General features: G+C 64.6%; 16 protein-coding genes. 6 read left to right on the plus strand and 10 right to left on the minus strand.

Annotated elements, in window-relative coordinates:
• Positions 1 to 100: 100 nt before the first annotated feature.
• The 3 genes from XH89_RS36225 to XH89_RS36235 are packed head-to-tail and all read left to right on the plus strand — an operon-like array spanning position 101 to position 3,309.
• Positions 101 to 586, plus strand: coding sequence for a MarR family winged helix-turn-helix transcriptional regulator (locus tag XH89_RS36225; protein ID WP_194465047.1), 486 nt, complete (start codon positions 101 to 103; stop codon positions 584 to 586).
• The gene (locus XH89_RS36230) at positions 579 to 1,748 is read left to right on the plus strand and encodes an HlyD family secretion protein (protein WP_194465048.1); all 1,170 of its coding nucleotides are present in this window, start codon (positions 579 to 581) and stop codon (positions 1,746 to 1,748) included. The genes XH89_RS36225 and XH89_RS36230 overlap by 8 nt, the downstream gene beginning before the upstream one ends.
• A gap of 4 nt (positions 1,749 to 1,752) precedes the next feature.
• Positions 1,753 to 3,309: an MDR family MFS transporter gene (locus XH89_RS36235; RefSeq protein WP_194465049.1), complete on the plus strand. Its 1,557-nt coding sequence runs from the start codon at positions 1,753 to 1,755 to the stop codon at positions 3,307 to 3,309.
• Positions 3,310 to 3,545: 236 nt separating this feature from the next.
• Here the strand turns inward: XH89_RS36235 and XH89_RS36240 are convergent, their stop codons facing one another.
• The 6 genes from XH89_RS36240 to pcaF form a co-directional block, all read right to left on the minus strand.
• Positions 3,546 to 4,637: a phosphotransferase gene (locus tag XH89_RS36240; RefSeq protein ID WP_194465050.1), complete on the minus strand. Its 1,092-nt coding sequence runs from the start codon at positions 4,635 to 4,637 to the stop codon at positions 3,546 to 3,548.
• Positions 4,638 to 4,686: 49 nt separating this feature from the next.
• Positions 4,687 to 6,378, minus strand: a complete 1,692-nt coding sequence (locus XH89_RS36245; protein WP_194465051.1) for a methyl-accepting chemotaxis protein — start codon at positions 6,376 to 6,378, stop codon at positions 4,687 to 4,689.
• 191 nt (positions 6,379 to 6,569) lie between these two features.
• Positions 6,570 to 7,172 (minus strand): protocatechuate 3,4-dioxygenase subunit alpha, encoded by a 603-nt coding sequence (gene pcaG, locus XH89_RS36250; RefSeq protein WP_246767704.1) that lies wholly within the window; start codon positions 7,170 to 7,172, stop codon positions 6,570 to 6,572.
• 1 nt (position 7,173) lies between these two features.
• Positions 7,174 to 7,875: a protocatechuate 3,4-dioxygenase subunit beta gene (pcaH, locus tag XH89_RS36255; protein WP_194465053.1), complete on the minus strand. Its 702-nt coding sequence runs from the start codon at positions 7,873 to 7,875 to the stop codon at positions 7,174 to 7,176.
• 125 nt (positions 7,876 to 8,000) lie between these two features.
• A complete protein-coding gene (locus tag XH89_RS36260; protein WP_194465054.1) occupies positions 8,001 to 8,894 on the minus strand; it encodes a dioxygenase in 894 nt (297 codons plus the stop codon).
• Positions 8,895 to 8,960: 66 nt separating this feature from the next.
• Entirely contained in the window at positions 8,961 to 10,169 is a 1,209-nt protein-coding gene (gene pcaF, locus XH89_RS36265; RefSeq protein WP_194465055.1) for a 3-oxoadipyl-CoA thiolase, read from the minus strand.
• A 326-nt stretch (positions 10,170 to 10,495) separates the two neighbouring features.
• Here pcaF and mutS point away from each other — a divergent pair, with 326 nt between their 5' ends.
• Positions 10,496 to 13,234, plus strand: a complete 2,739-nt coding sequence (gene mutS, locus XH89_RS36270; protein ID WP_194465056.1) for a DNA mismatch repair protein MutS — start codon at positions 10,496 to 10,498, stop codon at positions 13,232 to 13,234.
• Between the two features lie 124 nt (positions 13,235 to 13,358).
• Here the strand turns inward: mutS and XH89_RS36275 are convergent, their stop codons facing one another.
• The 3 genes from XH89_RS36275 to XH89_RS36285 all read right to left on the minus strand — a co-directional run bounded on the left by XH89_RS36275 (position 13,359) and on the right by XH89_RS36285 (position 16,758).
• Positions 13,359 to 15,035: a PAS domain-containing methyl-accepting chemotaxis protein gene (locus XH89_RS36275; protein ID WP_194465057.1), complete on the minus strand. Its 1,677-nt coding sequence runs from the start codon at positions 15,033 to 15,035 to the stop codon at positions 13,359 to 13,361.
• A gap of 245 nt (positions 15,036 to 15,280) precedes the next feature.
• Positions 15,281 to 16,081, minus strand: coding sequence for a hypothetical protein (locus XH89_RS36280; protein ID WP_194465058.1), 801 nt, complete (start codon positions 16,079 to 16,081; stop codon positions 15,281 to 15,283).
• Positions 16,082 to 16,248: 167 nt separating this feature from the next.
• Positions 16,249 to 16,758 carry an OsmC family protein gene (locus XH89_RS36285; RefSeq protein ID WP_194465059.1) on the minus strand — a complete coding sequence of 170 codons (510 nt, stop codon included), beginning with the start codon at positions 16,756 to 16,758 and terminating at the stop codon, positions 16,249 to 16,251.
• Positions 16,759 to 17,351: 593 nt separating this feature from the next.
• On the opposite strand from XH89_RS36285, the gene XH89_RS36290 reads away from it, so the two are divergent.
• On the plus strand, positions 17,352 to 20,141 hold the full coding sequence (locus tag XH89_RS36290; protein ID WP_194465060.1) for a [protein-PII] uridylyltransferase: 2,790 nt from the start codon (positions 17,352 to 17,354) through the stop codon (positions 20,139 to 20,141).
• Between the two features lie 152 nt (positions 20,142 to 20,293).
• Here the strand turns inward: XH89_RS36290 and XH89_RS36295 are convergent, their stop codons facing one another.
• Positions 20,294 to 20,824 carry a methylated-DNA--[protein]-cysteine S-methyltransferase gene (locus XH89_RS36295; protein ID WP_194465061.1) on the minus strand — a complete coding sequence of 177 codons (531 nt, stop codon included), beginning with the start codon at positions 20,822 to 20,824 and terminating at the stop codon, positions 20,294 to 20,296.
• A 98-nt stretch (positions 20,825 to 20,922) separates the two neighbouring features.
• Between XH89_RS36295 and XH89_RS36300 the strand changes: the two genes are divergently transcribed.
• A complete protein-coding gene (locus XH89_RS36300; protein WP_371825242.1) occupies positions 20,923 to 21,279 on the plus strand; it encodes a DUF1304 domain-containing protein in 357 nt (118 codons plus the stop codon).
• Positions 21,280 to 21,284: the final 5 nt, after the last annotated feature.

The raw sequence follows: 21,284 nt of genomic DNA on the forward strand, positions 1-21,284 counted from the left end.
CGGTCAGCCATGCTTTTGCGGCGGGACAGCACCGCGTTAACCCGCCGTGAAATAATCATAAGCTTGCTTATTATATCCAAGCTTATTGGAGACCAAGCTCATGACCCGCGGGTCGTCTGTCGACCAGAATTTCCTGTTCACGCTCGGCGAGCTGTACCGGCTCTTGCGCGTCTATGCCGACAAGGAGGCCTCGCGCTTCGGCATCACCCGCGCGCAGTGGGCTGTGCTGGCCAAGGTCGAGCGCAGCGAGGGCATGAAGCAATCGGAACTCGCCGAACTCCTGGAGATGCAGCCGATCACGCTGACGCGGTTGATCGACAAGCTCTGCGACAGCGACTGGATCGAGCGCCGCAGCGACGCCTCGGACCGCCGCGTCAAGCGTCTTTATCTGAAGAAGGCCGGACGGCAATTGCTCGGCAAGATGAGTGGCCTCAAATCCGAGCTGACCGCGAACGCGCTCGACGGCATCACCCCCGCGGATGCCCACCGTCTTCTCACTCAACTCGAAACAATCAAGGAAAACGTGCGTAACGCGATCCAGACGTCAGGCGCGGAGCAAGCACGTAAGGAACAGCGCTATGGCTGATCAGGTTCTCAAGTTCCAGCCCGAGCAGAAGCTCGACAGCGGCAAGCCGACCAAGAAAGCCGGCACCGACCCACGCCGCCGCTTCATCGCCGGCCTGCGCCGCTATCGCCGCTTCCTGCTGATGGTGGTGCTGCCGATCGCCGCCGTCATTGCCGGCCTTGCCTTCTACCTCAATGGCGGCCGCTATGTCGGCACCGACGATGCCTATGTCGGCGCGCAGAAGGTGCTGGTGACGCCCGACATCTCCGGCAAGATCCAGAAGGTCGTCGTGAAGGAAGGCCAGTCGGTCAAGAAGGGCGACGAGCTGTTCGAGATCGATCCCGTGCCGTTCCGCCTCGCGGCTGACGAAGCCAAGGCGCAACTCGCCCAGGCGCAGACGACCTATGACAATCTCATCGCCAACATCAAGATCTACGGTGACATGCTCGATCTCGCCCAACAGGGCGTCGACCTGAAGCAGCGCGACGTTGAGCGCAAGCAGGCGCTGGTGAAGAACAGCTTCGGCTCGCAGCTCGACCTTGATAACGCCTCGAACGCGCTGGTCACCGCAGGCGCGCAGTCGCAGTTCATCAAGCAGCAGCTCTCCAACGCCAAGACGCAATTGCTCGGCAATCCCAAGCTGCCGTTGGAACAGTTCCCGCCCTACGTCCAGGCCAAGGCCAAGCTCGAAGACGCCCAGCGCAATCTCGACCACACAGTACTGCGCGCGCCGATGGATGGCATCGCGACCCAGGTCGAGCAGATCCAGCTCGGCCGCTATGTCGCCGCCGGCACGGCGGTGTTCTCCATCATCGACGTCGCCCATCCCTGGGTCGACGCCAATCCGAAGGAGAGCGACCTCACCTACGTCACTGAAGGACAGCCCGTGACGCTCGAGGTCGACGCGTTCCCGAACCACGTCTTCAAGGGCAAGATCGGCTCGCTCTCGCCCGGCACCGGCGCACAATTCGCGATCCTGCCGCCCCAGAACGCCACCGGCAATTTCGTCAAGGTGGTGCAGCGCGTGCCTGTCAGGATCTATTTCGACGAGAGCGACAAATACGTGAACAAGCTGAAGGCCGGCATGAGCGTCTATGCCACCATCGACACCGGCCACAAGCGATCGCTCGCCGGCCTGCTCGGCCTGTCGGCGACGGCCGGTCAGGACAACGACAAGGACTGATCCGATGTCCGGCCCCAATGCCAGCCTGATGGTCCCCGGCCTGCGCCGTAACATGGTGACGATCTGCGCCATGACGGCGACCATCATGCAGGCGCTGGACACGACCATCGCCAATGTCGCGCTGCCATATATGCAGGGCACGCTGTCGGCCTCCCAGGACCAGATCAACTGGGTGCTGACCTCCTACATCGTCGCCGCCGCGATCATGACGGCGCCGGTCGGCTGGATCGCCAACCGCTACGGCCGCAAGCGCATCTTCATCATCTGCTCGGCCGGCTTCACCATGGCCTCCGTGCTGTGCGGCCTCGCCCAGGACATCAACCAGATGGTGCTGTTCCGCCTGCTGCAGGGCGTGTTCGGCGCAGCGCTGGTGCCGTTGTCGCAATCGGTCATGCTCGACTATTACACGCTTGCCGAACGCGCCAAGGCGATGTCGATCTGGGGCATGGGCGTGATGATGGGCCCGATCATGGGGCCCTCGCTCGGCGCCTGGCTGACCGAGACCTATTCGTGGCACTGGGTGTTCTTCGTCAATCTGCCGTTCGGCGCGATCACCGTGATCGGGCTCATCATCTTCATGGACGAGACCAAGAAGGATCTGACCCTGAAGTTCGACTGGTTCGGCTTCGCGGCCCTGGCGATCGCGATCGGCGCGCTGCAGCTCGCGCTCGACCGCGGCGAGCAATTGGGCTGGCTGGAATCCAACGAGATCATCGCCGAGTTCATCGTCTCGGCCGTCGCCTTCTACTTCTTCCTCGCGCACTCCTTCACGACCTCGACGCCGTTCATCCGCTTCGCGCTGTTTCGGGATCGCAACTTCGTCACCGGCTGCATGTTCATGATCGTGATGGGGCTCGTGCTGTTCTCGACCATGGCGCTGGCCTCGCCCTACATGCAGAACGTGATCGGCTATCCGATCATCACCGCCGGCCTCTTGCTGGCCAGCCGCGGCTTCGGCACCTTCTTCGCCATGATGCTGGTCGGCCGCATGATGCGGTATTTCGAGGCGCGCACGCTGATCATCTCGGGCCTGACGCTGACCGCGGGCTCGCTGTTCCAGATGACCGGCTGGACCGATTTGACCCAGGCGCCGGAGATCGTGACCGTCAGCGTGATCCAGGGTTTTGGCTTCGGCCTCGTGTTCGTGCCGCTCTCGACGGTGTCGTTCCTGACGCTGTCGAACAATCTGCGCACCGACGGCACCGCGATGCTGACCCTGATGCGCAACGTCGCAAGCTCGGTCGGCATCTCCGTCGTCATCGCCCAGCTGACGCAGGGGACGCGGCGGACCTACGCGATCCTGTCCGAGCACGTCAACCCGTTCAACCAGGCGCTGCAGATGCCTGATGTCAGCCGCATGATCGATCTTACCACCAGCGCCGGCCGCGCCATGGCGGACAGGATGGTCGGCGTGCAGGCGCAGATCATCGCGTTTTCACACGACTACCAGCTCGTGATGTTCTTCATCCTCTGCACCATCCCGCTGGCGCTGCTGATCGGCTCGACCAAGGCCACGCTGCGCAAGCAGGCGGCGGGACCGGAACATGCGGTGATCGAGTAGGGGCACACGCGCCCCACAAACCCCGCCGTCGTCCCGGACAAGCGAAGCGCAGCGGAGCGTAGATCCGGGACCCATACGCCGCAGCAATCGCTTTGCGAAGACTCGAAGTTATCAGCTTCGCGCCAAACCGCTTCCTGTGGCTATGGATCCCGGATCGGCGCGCGCTTTAAGGCGCGCTGGTCCGGGACGACACCCAGTTTGTAGGACCGCCGTGGCGCATCATACCCAACGAATCCCTACAACAACTCCTCGCAGCCCAGATCCTCGACCGCCATCATCACCCGCTCCAGATTGTTCCACCAGATCAGCGGCGGCAGATTGATGCTCCATTGCCAGACCGGCTTGGTGATGTGCCAGAGCACCGATCGGCGATAATCCTGGTCGAGTGCGCCGCGCGTGTAGCCGCTGACGCCGTGCGCGATCAACGTTTCATGATAGCGGTTGAGCAGCGCGCGCTCGAGCGTCTGCCGGCGCTCCGGATACCATTGCGTTGCCATCATGTAGGCGAGGTCGTGAGTCGGTACATTGATGCGCCACTGGTCGAAATCGAAAATGCGCACGGTGTCGGCGACCTCCGCGCGCGGCAGCAGGAAATTCCAGGTATGGGCGTCGCCGTGCGCAATAGAGAGATGCCGATGGGAATGATAGCGATCGAGCAAACGATCCGACTGCTCGATGAACCGGCGATAAAGGATACGTCGCTCTTCGCTCAGGCGATCGCCAAGGAGGTCGGCGAAGCGATCGTAATGGCCGGCAAACGTCTCGATCAACTTTGACGTATCATCGACGCTCATCCAGCTGCCGACGCTGTCGCCGAGACCTGGGTGGTCCCACCATGCCGCATGCCAGCCCGCGAGCGTTGTGACGATCGCCATCGCCTGTTCGCGAGACGGCGGCAGCGGCCATTGGGCCGCGACCTCATGGCTGTCGGTGAGGTCCTCGAGCAGCAGATGCCAGGTGAGATTGTCTCCGTCGAAATGCCCGCCAAAGCAACGCGGCACCAGTCCGGGCGGCATGTTCGGTGCGAGCTTCGTATAGAAGGTCACTTCGTGCCGGCCACCCTGCGCCAGCGTCTTGGCAAAATCGGCGTGCGGCGTCTTCAGGATCAGCGTTTGCGGGGCACCGGCGGATTCGCCGACATAGCGCAGACCAAGGCGGATGATGTGCGACACGACCGTATCGCGCTGATGCAGCACCTTCACCTCGCGGACCGCGCCCGCGTCCAGCGCACCGCCTCGGCGTAGCGCGGCCGTCAATCGGGCGGGCTCAACAACATCAGGTAACTGTGGAGGTGTCATGAAATTCACGATGCCCCTGTCCCGCGCCATTCTGCACGATCACAGCCCTGCGCGCCAGCGGCCGACCTGATGCCGGGCTTCAGGCCGCTGCGGTCGAGTCGCGCACGGTGCGGACCACGACCGCTCGCAGCGATTCCAGATTGGCCGCCATGCCCGTGATGGCCTGCCTGACCTCCGCGGCACGCTCGTTCACTGATGCGGCGTCGCGGCTGACATTGGCGATCTTGGCCGAGACCTCCTTGGCGGCGGAGGCCGATTCGGAGATCGATCGGGCGATCTCCCGCGTCGCGGCATCCTGCTGTTCCATTGCGGCCGCAACCGAGGTCGCCACCCCATCGATCTCGACGATATGGCCGCCCATGGTCTCAACGGCGTCGACGGCGGCCTGCGTCGAGGCCTGGATTTCCGCGATCAGGCGGGTGATCTCCTCGGTGGATTTCGCGGTCTGGTCGGACAGGGATTTCACTTCGGCAGCGACGACCGCAAAGCCGCGGCCGGCCTCACCGGCGCGCGCGGCCTCGATCGTGGCGTTGAGCGCGAGCAGATTGGTCTGGCCGGCGATGCCGCCGATCAGGTCGGAGACCTCGGCAATCTTCTTCACCGATCCTGCCAGTGCCTGAATGGTCGAACGCGCCTGCTCGCGGCCCGCGACCGCCGACTTTGTGACGGTCGAGGTCCGTCCGACCTGCGTTGCAATTTCCCGGATCGAGGCGCTCAGCTCTTCGGCGGCGGCCGAAACGGTCTGCGAGCTGCCGAGCGCCTGGATGGAGGCGGCGGCGACCGCCTGCGATTCCGAAGACAGGGATCGGGCGATGTCGGACAGGCTCAAGGCGGCCCGCTCCACCCCTTGCGTTGCCGTGCTCGCGGTGTCGACCGAGCGGCCGGTCTCGCGCTCGACGGTCTCCGCCATCTGATGCAGGGCGCCGCGCTTGGCAAGCGCAGCTTCCTGCTCTTTCCGCAACTGCTCCTCGCGCAGGCGCGAATTCTCGATCGCGCCCTGCTTGAACACCTGGAGTGCGCCAGCCATCGAGCCAATCTCGTCCTGGCGCTGCGCGAAGGGGATGTCGGCGGCGAGATCTCCGGTCGCGAGCTTCTGCATCGTGTCCGTCATGCGCACGATCGGGCGAACCACGCCAAGTGCGACGCCGAGCAGGCCCGCGGCAATGAAGGCGAGCACGGCGGCGGAGACGCCGAGGAGGATATAGAGGATCGAGCTCTCGCGGTCGGCAGCCAGCTTCTCCATGTCGGCATTTTGCTTGTTGGCGCTTTCGACGATGCTGTCGATGACGGCGCGATGCGCGGTGTAGGCGTCCCTGAGCTGCGCATAAGCGCGTTCGGACGCAGCCGCGTCCTTGGCCTTGAGGGCCGGCAGCAGCTGATCGGACAACAGCTTCCAGAACTTCTGCACCTCGGCGTCCGACTTGGAGACCAGGGCCGTCTTCAGGTCGGCGGAGAGGCTGGACGCGGTCCAATAGGCCTTGCGCTCGTCATAATCCTTGCGAAGCTGGACCAGGCGTTCGCCATGAGCCGCCAGCTGGTCCGGCTCGCGCATCGCGAGCGTGGCCTCGAGATAGGCCTCGATGACATATTCCGGCGGCGGCAGGATGTCGGCGACGAGGTCGTTGCCGAGCTTGATGTCGGAGTAGAGCGGGCCGCCGACCTTGAGCTCACGCAGTGCGTAGAGGCTGGTGGAAACGACCGCCGTGAAGCCGATGGCCAGAACAATGCCAAATGCAATGATCGCCGGAGACAGCGAAAGACGAATTTTCATGAAACTATCCGATAGCCCGCGCCAAATTGGGACGAAGATTAGCGGACTGCGGTAAACACGGACTTTCTGCGCGCAGAAATTGCATTGCAGGGCACCCCGGGAAAATACGGGAATGCAACGCAACCTCGATCGTCGATGCGATCAGCAGAGTAACGAGTGCCGGCGGCTCATGTCGCCGGCATGTCCTTGCCTCAGACGTCGAAGAACACCGTCTCGTTGTCGCCCTGCAGGCGCAGGTCGAGCTTGTAGACGGCCTTGCCGGCCTCACGCACCGCGATCAGCGTGGCGCGGCGGTCGGCCGGGACCAATCCCAGCACGGGATCGGCGGCATTGCCGGTCTCGTCGCTGAAATAGATGCGGGTGTAGAGATGCCGCAGCATGCCCCGCGCGAACACCGCCAGGACGATATGCGGCGCCTGCGGCTTGCCATCAGGGTCGGGCACGGCGCCCGGCTTGATGGTGTCGAAGGAATAATTGCCGTCCTTGTCGGTGCCGCAGCGGGCGAAGCCGCGGAAGCTCGCGTTCGGCAGTGCGCGCTTGTCCTGCGGGTCGGCGTAGCGCCCTTGCGCATCCGCCTGCCAGATCTCCAGCATGGCGTCGGGCACGACTGCACCATCGCCATCGAGCACCCGCCCCTCGATGCGGACGCGGTCGCCGGTGACGTCAGGCGTCAGCGTCGAGTTGGTGAAGGCGTCGTTCCAGGCGTAATCGCCTGTCGGCGTCAGGCCGTATTTGAAGAACGGGCCGACGGTCTGCGACGGCGTGATCCCATCGGGCTTCACAGAATCCTGCACGTTAGTGGTTCTCCATGGGGGTGGCATCCTTGCCGCGCAGCACGATGTCGAAGCGGTAGCACAGCGCCCATTCGGGCTTGGTGTTCTCCAGATCGAACGAGGAGACCATGCGCATCCGCGCCTTCTCATCCGGCACCGAGTTGAAGATCGGATCGAACGGGAACAGCGGATCTCCCGGGAAGTACATCTGCGTCACCAGGCGCGAGACGAAGGAATGGCCGAACACCGAGAGATGGATGTGGGCAGGGCGCCAGGCATTGTGGTGATTGCCCCAGGGGTAAGCGCCGGGCTTGATGCTGACGAAGCGGTAATAGCCTGATGCATCGCTCACGGTGCGGCCCGCGCCTGTGAAGTTCGGATCGAGCGGCGCCGGATGCTGGTCGCGGACATGGACATAGCGGCCGCAGGCATTGGCCTGCCAGATCTCGACCAGCGAGTTGGGCACGCCGCGGCCGTCTTCGTCACGGACATGGCCGTGCACGATGATGCGCTCGCCGAGCGGCTCGCCCTTGTGCTGGGTGGTGAGATCGTTGTCGCCCTCGCGGACGGTTTCGTGGCCATAGACCGGACCGGTCAGTTCCGACAGCGTATGGCGCATCGGGATCAAGGGCTTGTTCGGCGCGCGCTTGATCGAGCTCTTGTAGTCGGGCGACAGCGGCAGCGGATGCGCCTTGTTGCTGTCAGTGGGATAGATGAATGTCATTGGCGAACTCCTCCCCGGCCATTCTCGGTCCGGCCGGACAACACTTGCGCCAATCATTATAGGATATAACTAAATTGGGGAAGCGGGTTCAGGCGGGCCTGCCCGGCATCTTCCGTCATGAAGCCTTACTTGATCGGCGCACGCGGCAGCACGGCTTCGCCGGCTTCGAGCCGGTAAGTGTGTTCGAGCGAATACCAGGGCGCCGAAACGTCGCGCGCGGTCGGATGCGGCGTCTCGTGGCGCACGAATTGGCCGATCAGCGCTTGCGTCACGCCGAACTGCACGTCGCTGTCGATATGAGGATCGTTGGGATCGTAGACCTGCGAGATCAGCACCTTGAAGCCCGGCTTGAAGATCAGGGCGTGCAGATGCGCCGGACGATAGGGATGGCGGCTCTGCGCCTCCAGCAGGCGGCCGACGACGCCATTGGTCGGAATCGGATAGCCGATCATCATCACCGAGCGGAAGGAAAAGCGCCCGTCGGCATCGGTGGTGAACTTGCCGCGCAGGTTCATGTCGGCCTGGTCGGGGTCCTGGTTCTCGTAAAGGCCGACCGGCGAGGCGTGCCAGACATCGACTTCCGCGCCCGCGACCGGATGGCCGCCCTTGTCGACGACGCGGCCGCCGACGAACAGCGGCACGCCCGGGGTCTCGGAGCGGACGATTGATCCGCCGTTTTCCACCCGCGGCGAGTTCAACCGCCAGAACGGGCCAAGCAGCGATTGATCAGTTTCGGTATTGCCCTGATCGCCATTGTTGAGCAGGCAGACCAGCGGCGAGACGCCGAGCGAGCCCGCCATCAGCACGACTTCGTTGTGCGTGTCGGTGGTCAGCTTGCCGAGTTCGGCGATGATTGCGGTCGCGTCGCGAAATTCCTTCTCGGTCAACCGCACCTCACGGACGAAGCCGTGCAGATGCTTGACCAGCGAGACCATGATCTGCCGCATCCGCGGATCGGACGTTCGCTCCATCACCGCCAGCGCGGCTGCCGTGACGTCCTGCTCGCGCGCGATGATCATGCTTTGTCTCTCACCCGGGGGCACTTCGCCTCTCCCCGCTTGCGGGGAGAGGGAGAAGATAGAGTCTTAATTCACCTTCTCGATGGCGACGGCCACACCCTGGCCGACGCCGACGCACATGGTGGCGAGCGCGAGCTTGCCGCCGCGCTTCTCCATGCCGTGCACGGCGGTGAGCGCGAGGCGCGCGCCGCTCATGCCGAGCGGATGGCCGAGCGCGATGGCGCCGCCATGCGGATTGACGTAGTCGGCATCGTCGGCGACGCCGAGCTGACGCATGCAGGCGATGCCCTGCGAGGCGAAGGCTTCGTTGAGCTCGATCAGGTCAAAGTCACTGATCTTCTTGCCGAGCCGCTCCATCAGCTTGCGCGTCGCGGGCACCGGGCCGATGCCCATGATGCGCGGCGGCACGCCGGCCGAGGCAAGACCGAGGATGCGCGCGCGGGGCGTCAGGCCGTGCTTCTTCACGGCGGCTTCGGACGCCAGGATCATCGCGGCCGCGCCGTCATTGACACCAGAGGCGTTGCCAGCCGTCACCGTGCCGGGGTTGCGCACGATCGGCTTCAGCTTTGCCAAACCTTCCAGCGTGGTCTCGGGGCGCGGATGCTCGTCCTTGTCGACCGTGATCGGGCCGGCCTTGCCGCCGGGAATCGTGATCGGGGTGATCTCCTCGGCGAAATAGCCTGATGCGATCGCCTTGCCGGCGCGCTGCTGCGAGCGGATGGCGAAGGCGTCCTGGTCGGCGCGCGAGACCTGGAATTCCTCGGCGACGTTCTCGCCGGTCTCGGGCATGGCGTCGACGCCGTACTGGGCCTTGAGCAGCGGATTGATGAAGCGCCAGCCGATCGTGGTGTCGAAGATCTCGGCCGAGCGCGAGAAGGCTTCCTGCGCCTTGCCCATCACGAACGGTGCGCGGGTCATGGATTCCACGCCGCCGGCGATCGCAAGCTCGATCTCGCCGGAGCGGATGGCACGGCCGGCGGCACCGACCGCATCGAGGCCGGAGGCGCAGAGCCGGTTCAGGGTCTGGCCGGGAACCGAATCCGGAAGGCCCGCCAGCAGCAGCGCCATGCGCGCGACGTTGCGATTGTCCTCGCCGGCCTGGTTGGCGCAGCCGAAGAACACTTCGTCCACCTGCGCCCAGTCGAGATTGGGGTGCTTGGCCATCAGCGCCTTGATCGGGGCAGCGGCGAGGTCATCAGCACGTACCTTGGCGAGCGAGCCGCCGAAACGGCCGATCGGGGTCCGCACGGCATCGCAGATAAAGACGTCACGCATCGTTGTTCTCCCTGAATGCCGCGGTTCGGCGGAAATTCTTCAATGTCGGCGGAGTTTTAGGAGGGCGCCCGCGGCAGGTCAATTGACGGTTTCGCGGGCCGCATATTCGAAACTCTCCGTCATTCCGGGGCGCCGCAAGGCGAGCCCGGAATCCATAACCACCAATCGGGGTTATGGATTCCGGGCCTGCGCCGTTCCGGCGCATCCCGGAATGACGACCGAATATGTTGCAGTCGTTATCCCATCGTGCGGACAACGTGGAAAACCTCTCCTCGCCGGCCAAAGCGATAGGAGCAGGAGGCGAAATTTTGTAGGTTGCGCCGCCCATGACCATGCAACAGCCGATATCAGTTCCGCCCCCCGACGAAACGCCCGCGCCACAGGCGGAAGCCGCATCGCGCGTCACGCCGATGATGGAACAGTACCTCGAGATCAAGGCGGCGCATCAAGGCTTGCTGCTGTTCTACCGGATGGGCGATTTCTACGAGCTGTTCTTCGAGGACGCCGAGATTGCCTCCAGAACGCTCGGCATCGTGCTGACCAAGCGCGGCAAGCATCAGGGCAACGACATCCCGATGTGCGGCGTGCCGGTCGAGCGCTCCGAGGATTATCTGCATCGCCTGATCAGCGCCGGCCACCGGGTCGCGGTGTGCGAACAGACCGAGGATCCTGCGGCAGCGAAAGCGCGCGGCAACAAGAGCGTCGTCCGCCGCGGCGTGGTGCGGCTGGTGACGCCGGGCACGCTGACCGAGGATACGCTGCTCGATGCGCGCGCCAACAATTACCTGCTGGCGATCGCGCGGGCCCGCTCCTCCGCCGGCGGCGACCGCTTCGGGCTCGCCTGGATCGACATCTCGACCGCCGAATTCACCGTGACGGAGGTCTCGGGCGGCGAACTCGCCGCGACGCTGGCGCGCATCAACCCGAACGAGGCCATCGTCACCGATGCGCTTTTTGGCGATAACGAGCTCGGGCAGACCTTACGCGAACTGCCGGCGGTGACGCCGGTGACCCGCGACGTGTTCGATGGCGCCACGGCCGAGAAGCGCCTTTGCGACTACTTTGCCGTCGCGACCATGGACGGGCTGGCGCAGCTTTCGCGGCTGGAGGCCACGGCTGCGGCCGCCGCCGTCACCTATGTCGACCGCACCCAGGTCGGCAAGCACCCGCCGCTGTCGCCGCCCGCGCGCGAAGCCTCCGGCGCGACCATGGCGATCGACCCCGCCACGCGCGCCAATCTCGAGCTGACGCGGACCCTCGCCGGCGAACGCCGCGGCTCGCTGCTGGATGCGATCGACTGCACGGTGACCTCGGCCGGCTCGCGCCTGCTGGCGCAGCGGCTGGCAGCGCCGCTGACCGATGCGCCCGCGATCGCGCGGCGGCTCGATGCCGTCAGCGCCTTCGTCGCGGATTCGGCGACGCGCGAGGACATCCGCAGCATCCTGCGCGGCGCACCCGACATGTCGCGGGCGCTCGCCCGTCTCTCGGTCGGCCGCGGCGGACCGCGCGATCTTGCAGGCCTGCGCGATGGCATCATCGCCGCCGACCAGGTGCTGGCGCGGCTCTCCGAGCTCGACCAGCCGCCGCAGGAGATCGCCGCGGTGATGGCCGCGCTGAAGCGTCCCTCGCGCGAGCTCGCCGCCGAATTTGCCAGCGCGCTCGACGAGCAGCTTCCCTTGATCAAGCGCGACGGCGGCTTCGTGCGGGCCGGCTATGAGCCTGCGCTCGATGAAGCGCGAAACCTGCGCGATGCCTCGCGTCTCGTCGTGGCCTCGATGCAGGCGCGCTACGCCGACGACACCGGCGTCAAGGCGCTCAAGATCCGCCACAACAACGTGCTCGGCTATTTCGTCGAGGTCACCGCGCAGCACGGCGACAAGCTGATGTCGGCGCCGCTGAACGCGACCTTCATCCATCGCCAGACGCTGGCGGGCCAGGTCCGGTTCACAACGTCGGAGCTCGGCGAGATCGAAGCCAAGATCGCCAATGCCGGCGACCGCGCGCTCAATCTCGAGCTCGACATCTTCGAGCGGCTCTGCGCCAAGGCGCTGGAGATCAGCGACGACCTCCGCGCCGCGGCGCAGGGCTTTGCATTGCTCGACGTTGCGACGTCATTGGCCAAGCTGGCGATCGACGAGAACTATGTGCGGCCGGAGGTCGATGGCTCGCTCGGCTTTGCGATCGAGGCCGGCCGCCATCCCGTGGTCGAGCAGGCCCTGAAACGCAATGGCGAGCCGTTCATTGCGAACGCCTGCGACCTTTCGCCGGCGCCCGCGCAAAAGTCCGGCCAGCTCTGGCTGCTGACCGGCCCGAACATGGCGGGTAAGTCGACCTTCCTGCGCCAGAACGCGCTGATTGCGCTACTCGCGCAGATCGGCAGCTTCGTGCCCGCCGCACGCGCACGGATCGGCATCATCGACCGCCTGTTCTCGCGCGTCGGGGCCGCCGACGATCTCGCCCGCGGCCGCTCCACCTTCATGGTGGAGATGGTCGAGACGGCGGCGATCCTCAACCAGGCCGGCGAACGCGCGCTGGTGATCCTGGACGAGATCGGCCGCGGCACCGCCACCTTCGACGGCCTCTCCATCGCCTGGGCCGCGATCGAGCACCTGCATGAGAGCAACCGCTGCCGCACGCTATTCGCGACGCATTATCACGAGCTGACCGCGCTTTCCGCCAAGCTGCCGCGCATGTTCAACGCCACGGTGCGGGTGAAGGAATGGCAGGGCAATGTCGTGTTCCTGCACGAAGTGCTGCCCGGCTCGGCCGATCGTTCCTACGGCATCCAGGTCGCCAAGCTCGCCGGCCTGCCGCCAGCCGTGATCACCCGCGCCAAATCGGTGCTGGCGAAACTGGAGGCGCAGGACCGCGGCCAGACCGCTCGTGCGCTGGCGGACGACCTGCCGCTGTTCGCCGTGCCCTCACGCGCCGCCGCGGAAGCCGCACCGCCGAGCGAGGCCGAGCTGCTGATGGAAGCCGTGAAGGCGCTGCATCCGGACGAGATGTCGCCGCGCGAGGCGCTCGATGCACTGTACGCGTTGAAGGCCAAGCTGCCGAAGCAGTGACAGCGCCGTAGGGTGGGCAAAGCGAAAGCGTGCCCACGCTTGGCAGCCGAGATCGCAAAGAGACGGTGGGCACGGCGCGCGAGGTGCGCGCCTTTGCCCACCCTGCGATTCCTGCGCGCTTGTCCTACGCCCTCGCCGCCATCGCGGCCGCTTCCGCGGCGGCGCGCTGCATGCTGGTCGACATCTCGTTCGTCACCGTGCTCTGCTCTTCGATCGCCGCGGCGGTCGAGGTGACGTATTCGCTGACGTTGTTGATTGCCTGCTTGATCGAGCCGAGCGCGCTGACGACATCGCCCGAGATGCCGTTGAGACTGCCGATCTCCTGACCGATCTTGTCGGTAGCCTGCTTGGCCTGGTTGGCGAGGCTCTTCACTTCGGAAGCCACCACGGCAAAGCCGCGGCCGGCCTCACCGGCGCGGGCGGATTCGATCGTGGCGTTCAACGCCAAGAGATTGATCTGGCCGGTGATGCTGTTGATCATCTCGACGATGCCGCTCATCGCCTGCGCGGCTTCGGTGAGGCGCTGGGCCTGGGCGTCGGCAGCGGCGACCTGGTCCACGGCGCTCATCGCGGTCTCGCGCGACTTCGTCATGGCCTCGGAGATCTCCCGCACCGAGGCGTTGAGCTCTTCCGAACCGGCGGCGACCGATTCCATCATGCCGCGGACGCGCTCGTTGCCCATGCGAACCAGCACCTGCTTGGTGGTGTCGGTGGCATATTTCACGACCTTGAACGGCTTGCCGTTGAGATCGAAGATCGGGTTGTAGGAGGCCTGGATGTAGACTTCCTTGCCGCCCTTGCCGATGCGCTTGTACTCCCCCGCCTGGTACTGGCCGCGGTTGAGCGCGGCCCAGAACTCGCGATAAGCGGCGCCGTCGCGGTCGCTGGGCTCGACGAACATGCTGTGATGCTTGCCCTTGATCTCGGCGAGCGAGTAGCCGAGCGCGGCGAGGAAGTTCGCGTTGGCGGTGATGATCGTGCCGTCCATGTTGAATTCGATCACGGCCTGTGCCTTGTCGATGGCCTGAAGCTGGCCGGCGCTGTCGGCGTTCTTCAGCTTTTCCGCGGTAATGTCCGTTGCATATTTGACGACGCCGAAAGGCTTGCCTTTCTCGTCGAGCAGCGGATTGTAGGAAGCGAGAATCCAGACCTCGCGGCCGCCCTTGCCGATCCGCTTGAACTCGCCGGCCTGGTATTCGCCGCGGTTGAGCTTGGCCCAGAACTCGCGATAGGCGACGCCATCACGCTCGGCGGGGGTCATGAACATGCTGTGATGCTTGCCCTGGATCTCGGCGAGAGAATAGCCCAGTGCCTTGCAGAAATTCTCGTTGGCTGTGACGATGGTGCCGTCGAGCTTGAACTCGATCACGGCCTGGGCACGGCTGTTGGCGGCGATCTTCGAAGCGTCCGTCATGCTCCGGATCTTCTTCTCGGTGATATCGGTCGCGATCTTGGCGACCATCACCGCCTTGCCGTTGCCGTCGAGCACCGGATTGTACGATGCTTCGATCCAGATCTCGTGGCCATCCTTCGCGATTCGCTTGAACTCGCGCGCCTGGTACTCTCCACGGTTGAGTGCAGACCAGAACGCCTTGTACTCGGCGGTGTCGCGCTGGTCGGCCGGCACGAACATGGAGTGATGCTTGCCCTGGATTTCGTCGAGCCGATAGCCGAGGGCATCGAGGAAATTCTTGTTGGCCGTGATGATGGTCCCATCAAGATTGAATTCGATCATCGCCTGCGAACGGCCGATGGCATCGAGCCGCGCCTGTGCATCACTCTGGGACTTGCGACCGAACATCCAAACGTCTCCTCGATGAAGAATGGCTTTGCATGACCCAGGAAGCGTAGCCCGCGCGCTCAAAAATTGCGGCTCGCTCGTCACTCGGTTGTCGTGGAACTCCAGCCCAACGTGGGCCGCCTCGACAGCTCACGAGTACATTTACGGACAAGGCTCAAAGATTAAATTAACGACGCTATCGAAATCGCGCAGCCGAGCACCGCAGAACTACCTGCCCATCCCCGCAAAATTTCCGTGCGGAACACTTACGCATCGACGCGCCGTCGTCGGCGCCCACTCCACCACAGCGTCAAGTTCCACGTCACGCAGGTTGCAAGCGCCAGAAAAAGACCAATCACCGATCCAAATTTCACGACTGCAACGTGCATCACCGCAATCGCCATTCCGAAACCGAGCAGACCCCAGGCGGAATTGGCGAGCACTGCGGCGGTCGGAGGACCGCCGATGCGCGGATGCAGGATCACCATCATGCTGGAGAACACCACCGGATAGAGCGCGATGATGCCGCTGATCCTCGGACCGACCCAACCCGATGTCGAGACGACGATGGCGACGAGAGTCGCAACCAGCGAGGCCCGCATCGGAATGTCGTACCAGCGGCGCGTCACCAGCGGCATCTTCACGTGGCGGTAGCCCGCGAGCAGCGGAATGCAGATGCCGAACGCGATGAAGTTCGCTGCGAGACCGGCAGTCAGGGTCCACTCGAACATGCGGATAACCGATGCCATCGCGATCCAGACCGCGACCGCGCTACCGCAACTCACGACGAGACTATGGCGCTGCGCCAGCACGACATAGGTGAGGCCCATGAAGATCGTCGCGGCGTTGACCGGAAGGCTCGACAGCGCGCCTTGCGCGATGAAGGCCGCATCATGGTCGATGGCGAGGAAGACGTAGGAAGGACCGGCGGAAACCGGCAGCGTCGCCACCAGCGCACCGGTCACCGGCCCCGAGCGCTCGGTGATAACGGAGGCCGATACGACGAACGCCGCGGCGATCGCCATGCGCAGGAGGAGAAAGAGGAGGAAGTGGAGGTCGAGGGACATTCTGTCTGTCATTCCGGGGCGCGCGAAGCGCGAGCCCGGAATCCATAACCACAGGCAGTCGTGGTTTAAGAGCTGGAGCACGACCGTCCGAGATCAGGACGGCCTGGGGTTATGGGTTCCCGCCTACGCGGGAACGACACCGATCGTGGAGTGGCTGCTTTCACCCCTCACATCCGCTGCATCGACACCGAAACCTTCGGGCCGTTCTTGATGGTCTGATAGACCACGCAGTAGCGCTCGGTGAGCTTGAGCAGGAGATCGAGCTTGTCCTGGGCTGCGTCGGTGTCGACCTCGAAGCGCAGGCGGATCTCGGCGAAGCCGACCGGCGTTTCCTTGTCGATGCCGAGCGTACCGCGAAAATCGAGATCACCCTCGGCATAGACGTTGCTAGTTTTGAGCGGCACCTCGATTGCGGTCGCCACCGATTTCAGCGTGACGCCGGCACAGGCGACCAGCGCCTCGAGCAGCATGTCGCCGGAGCAGAGTTCGAGGCCGGAGCCGCCGGTCGCGGGATGGAGACCTGCGACGGCGAGCGCGCGACCGGTCTCGAGCTTGCAGGCGATGCCGTCGCTGTCGGTCGAGCCCTTGGCCTTCAGCGTGATCAGCGCGGCTTTGGGATCGGTCTTGTAGCGCTCCTTGATCGGGGCCTGCATCTGGCGCAGCTCTGCGGCGTCCATCTTGTTTCTCTCCCGGGACAATTGCTCCTCGATGTACCGGCCCAGAGAGAAATTGTCACCACCACATGGCCTGACCGGGACCCAGGGTTGCGTTCCTGTCAGGCACGTTGCGGTCCAGCGAACGGTCGAGTGACGTCAGCACACTTCATTTGAAAGTCTCGAACACAGCGGCGCGTTGCAGTCGCGCGGCCGGCCAGCATCACATGTTACGGGAATTGGGAGTGACCGCCTTCGCGCCAAACGACGCCCTGTGGTCATGGCCCGGGCTCGCTTCGCGCCCCCGGGGACGACAGCGGAGTTTGTCGCACGCTTGCCGAACCAATTCGTCGGCAGCGGGGGTTGGTCGTCGATCAGGGCATCCAGCGTCGCCTTCACGTCGACCTTGGCGTCGATGCCCCCGGCTTGCCCATGCGCTCCCCTCAAAAATTTCATTGTTCTTCAATGAGTTATATCTAGAAATCGGCGAGAAAGCCTACCCTTGAACCGGCCGGCCGAGAACAGATTTGCCCAAAGCCGTCGCTTTTCAGCACAGAACGACTATTGCCCGAGAATGGCTGATGACAGCGCCTGCCACCTCTTATATCCGGTGAGACATGGACAGCGTTGCGACCGGGCATAAGCCAGAGGTGGATGATCGCTTCGACACCGCGCGGATTACCGCCGCGGTCGACGCGCTTGCGGAGAAGCATCAGGGCCGCGAGGACGCGTTCCGCACCGCCGTGGCTCAACTGCTCAAGGCCGAGCTGATCGCCGCACGCGCCGCCGCGCAGGCGATCCTGCTGAAGGACCGTCACGGTCGCCGCTGCGCCGAGCGGCTGTGCCACGTGCAGGACGAGATCATCCGCATCCTCTATTCGGCCGCGACCCGCCACCTCTATCGCTCGCCGATCCCGAGCGGCGCCGAGCGCATGGCGGTGGTGGCGACCGGCGGCTATGGCCGTGGCCTGATGGCGCCCGAATCCGACATCGATCTGCTCTTCATCCTGCCTTACAAGCAGACCGCCTGGGGCGAGCAGGTCGCCGAAGCCATTCTCTATTGCCTCTGGGACATGGGGCTGAAGGTCGGGCATGCCACGCGCTCGGTCGACGAATCGATCCGACAGGCGCGCGGTGACATGACCATCCGCACCGCGATCCTGGAGACGCGCTTCCTCACCGGCGACCAGCCGCTCTATAACGAGCTGGTCGAGCGGTTCGACAAGGAGGTGGTGCAGGGCACGGCCTCCGAGTTCGTCACGGCCAAGCTCGCCGAGCGCGAAGAACGCCATCGCCGCGGCGGACAGTCGCGCTATCTGGTCGAGCCCAACGTCAAGGACGGCAAGGGCGCGCTACGCGACCTGCACACGCTGTTCTGGATCGCCAAATACGTCTACCGCGTCCGCGACACCGACGAGCTGGTCGAGCGCGGCGTGTTCGATGCGCAGGAATACCGCAGCTTCCGCCGCTGCGCCGATTTCCTCTGGTCGGTGCGCTGCAATCTGCATTTCTACTGCGGCCGCGCCGAGGAGCGTCTTTCCTTCGACCTTCAGCGTGAGATCGCGGTCCGGCTCGGCTACACCTCGCATCCCGGCATGCAGGACGTCGAGCGATTCATGAAGCACTACTTCCTGGTCGCCAAGGAGGTCGGCAACCTCACCGCCATCCTCTGCGCCAAGCTCGAAGATCAGCAGGCCAAGCCCGCACCGGTGCTGAGCCGGGTGATGGCGCGCCTGCGCCCGACCGCCGTGAAGCGGCGGGTCCCCGACAGCGACGACTTCATCGTCGACAACAACCGCATCAACGTCGCCGCTCCCGACGTCTTCAAGCACGATCCGGTCAATCTGATCCGCATCTTCCGCCTGGCGCAGAAGAACAACCTCGCCTTCCACCCGGACGCGATGCGCGACGTGACGCGCTCGCTCGGCCTGATCAACGCGCAGATGCGCGAGAATCCCGAGGCCAACCGGCTGTTCATGGAGATCCTGACCTCCGACAACGCCGAGATCGTGCTGCGGCGGATGAACGAAACAGGCGTGCTCGGTCATTTCATCCGCGCCTTCGGCAAGATCGTCTCGATGATGCAGTTCAACATGTATCATCACTACACCGTCGACGAGCATCTGATCCGCTGCGTCGGCTTCCTCCAGGACATCGAACGCGGCGGCATCGAGGAGTTCGCGCTCGCCAGCGACCTGATGCGCAAGATCCGGCCCGAGCACCGCGCGGTGATCTACATCACGACGCTGTTGCACGACATCGCCAAGGGACGGCCGGAGGACCACTCGATCGCCGGCGCCAAGGTGGCGCGTCGGCTCTGCCCGCGGCTCGGCTTCAGTGCGGCCGACACCGAGCTCATCGCCTGGCTGATCGAGGAGCATCTGACGATGTCCACGGTGGCGCAGTCGCGCGACCTGTCCGACCGCAAGACCATCGAGAATTTCGCCGCCGTGGTGCAGTCGGTCGAGCAGATGAAGCTGCTCACCATCCTCACCACCGCCGACATCCGTGGCGTCGGTCCGGGCGTGTGGAACGGCTGGAAGGCACAGCTCCTGCGCTCGCTCTATTATGAGACCGAGCCGGTGCTGACCGGCGGCTTTTCGGAGGTCGATCGCGGCAAGCGCCTCATCGCCGCACACGCCGAATTCCGCATGGCCTTCGCCGAATGGCCGGCCGACGAGCTCGATGCCTATATCGGCCGGCACTATCCGGCTTACTGGCTCAAGGTCGAGCTGCCGCGCAAGATCCGCCATGCCCGCTTTGTGCGGTCCAGCGAGCAGGCCGGCCACAAGCTTGCGATCAATGTCGGCTTCGACGAGGTGCGCGGTGTCACCGAATTGACGATCTTCGCCGCCGACCATCCCTGGCTGCTGTCGATCATCGCCGGCGCCTGCGCCTCGGCCGGCGCCAACATCGTCGACGCGCAGATCTACACCACGACCGACGGCCGCGCGCTGGATACGATCTCGATCTCGCGGGAATACGATCGCGACGAGGACGAGGGTCGGCGTGCCACGCGCATCGGCGAGATGATCGAGGACGTGCTGGAAGGCAAGCTGCGTCTGCCGGAAGTCGTGGCGCGGCGCACCGTGCGTAGCAAGGCGAAGCCGTTCGTGATCGAGCCTGAGGTGACCATCAACAACCAGTGGTCCGACCGCTACACCGTGATCGAGGTGTCCGGCCTCGACCGCCCCGGCCTGCTCTACGAGCTGACCACCGCGATCTCCAAGCTCAACCTCAACATCGCCTCGGCCCATGTCGCGACCTTCGGCGAGCGCGCCCGCGACGTGTTCTACGTTACCGACCTGCTCGGCGCACAGATCAACGCCCCGACCCGCCAGGCCGCGATCAAGAGCGCGCTGACCCATGTGATGGCCGGCGACAAAGCGGTGCAGCCGGCGGCGTGAGGCGAGCGGGGCGAATCTCTCTTCACTCGTCATTCCGGGGCGCCGCGAAGCGGCGAGCCCGGAATCCATATCCACCAGCCGGGGTTATGGATTCCGGGCCTGGCCCTTCGGGCTATCCCGGAATGACGATTGGAGAGATCGGCGCCATCGCTTCAAACCTCCACCCCCTCGTGCCGCAACAGCCACCTCTTTCGCTCCAGCCCGCCGCCATATTTCACCAGCGAGCCGTCGGCGCCGATCAGGCGGTGGCACGGCAGCACCACGCTGATCGGGTTCGAGCCGTTGGCGTGGCCGACGGCTCTGATGGCCTTGGGCATAGCGATCCTGGCGGCCAGCGCGCCGTAACTCATGGTGGTGCCGGCCGGGATTTTTGCCAGCGCGGTCCAGACCTTTTGCTGGAATGGCGTGCCGGCAATGCGCCATTCGATTCGCGCGAGCTGGCCGAGATCGCCCTCGAAATAGGCTGACAGCGCGGTCTTCATCGCAGTCGGCGCGGGCCGGTCGACCAGATCCACCGCGACGTAATGCAGGCGCAACAGCTCGCGCATCCGATGCTCGTAATCGTTCCAATCGAGCGCGCGCAAATGGCCTTCGGCGTCAATGACGAGTAGCGCGATCCCGATTGGCGTCGCCAGCCGATCGAGGCCGAAGCGTTCAGGAGTCCTGGTTGATCGAGCGGGCATTGCGGCACCTTTGCATCGAAACACGCTTCGCACTTGCCATGCGGGCCGTGCTAACGTCCACCCGAAAGCTGACGCTTTTGGGGGAGCTCAACTTGATTCTGATCGCCAATGTCCTGGTGGCGCTGGTCGCCGCGCTGCACGCCTACTTCCTGATCCTGGAGATGTTCCTCTGGGACAAGCCGCTTGGCTTGAAGACATTCCGCAATACGCCTGAGAAGGCCGAGATCACAAAAGTGCTGGCGGCCAATCAGGGGCTCTATAACGGCTTCCTCGTCGCCGGCCTGGTCTGGGGCCTGATGCACGGCAATCCGGCCTTCGCGTTCCAGATCAAGGTATTCTTCCTGCTCTGCGTGATCGTGGCCGGCGCTTATGGCGCGGCGACCGTTAGCACGCGCATCCTGATCGTGCAGGCGCTGCCGGCCGCGATCGCGCTGATCGCCTTGTTCCTGGCTTAAGGCCA

The organism is Bradyrhizobium sp. CCBAU 53340, from assembly GCF_015291645.1.
Taxonomy (GTDB): Bacteria; Pseudomonadota; Alphaproteobacteria; order Rhizobiales; family Xanthobacteraceae; genus Bradyrhizobium.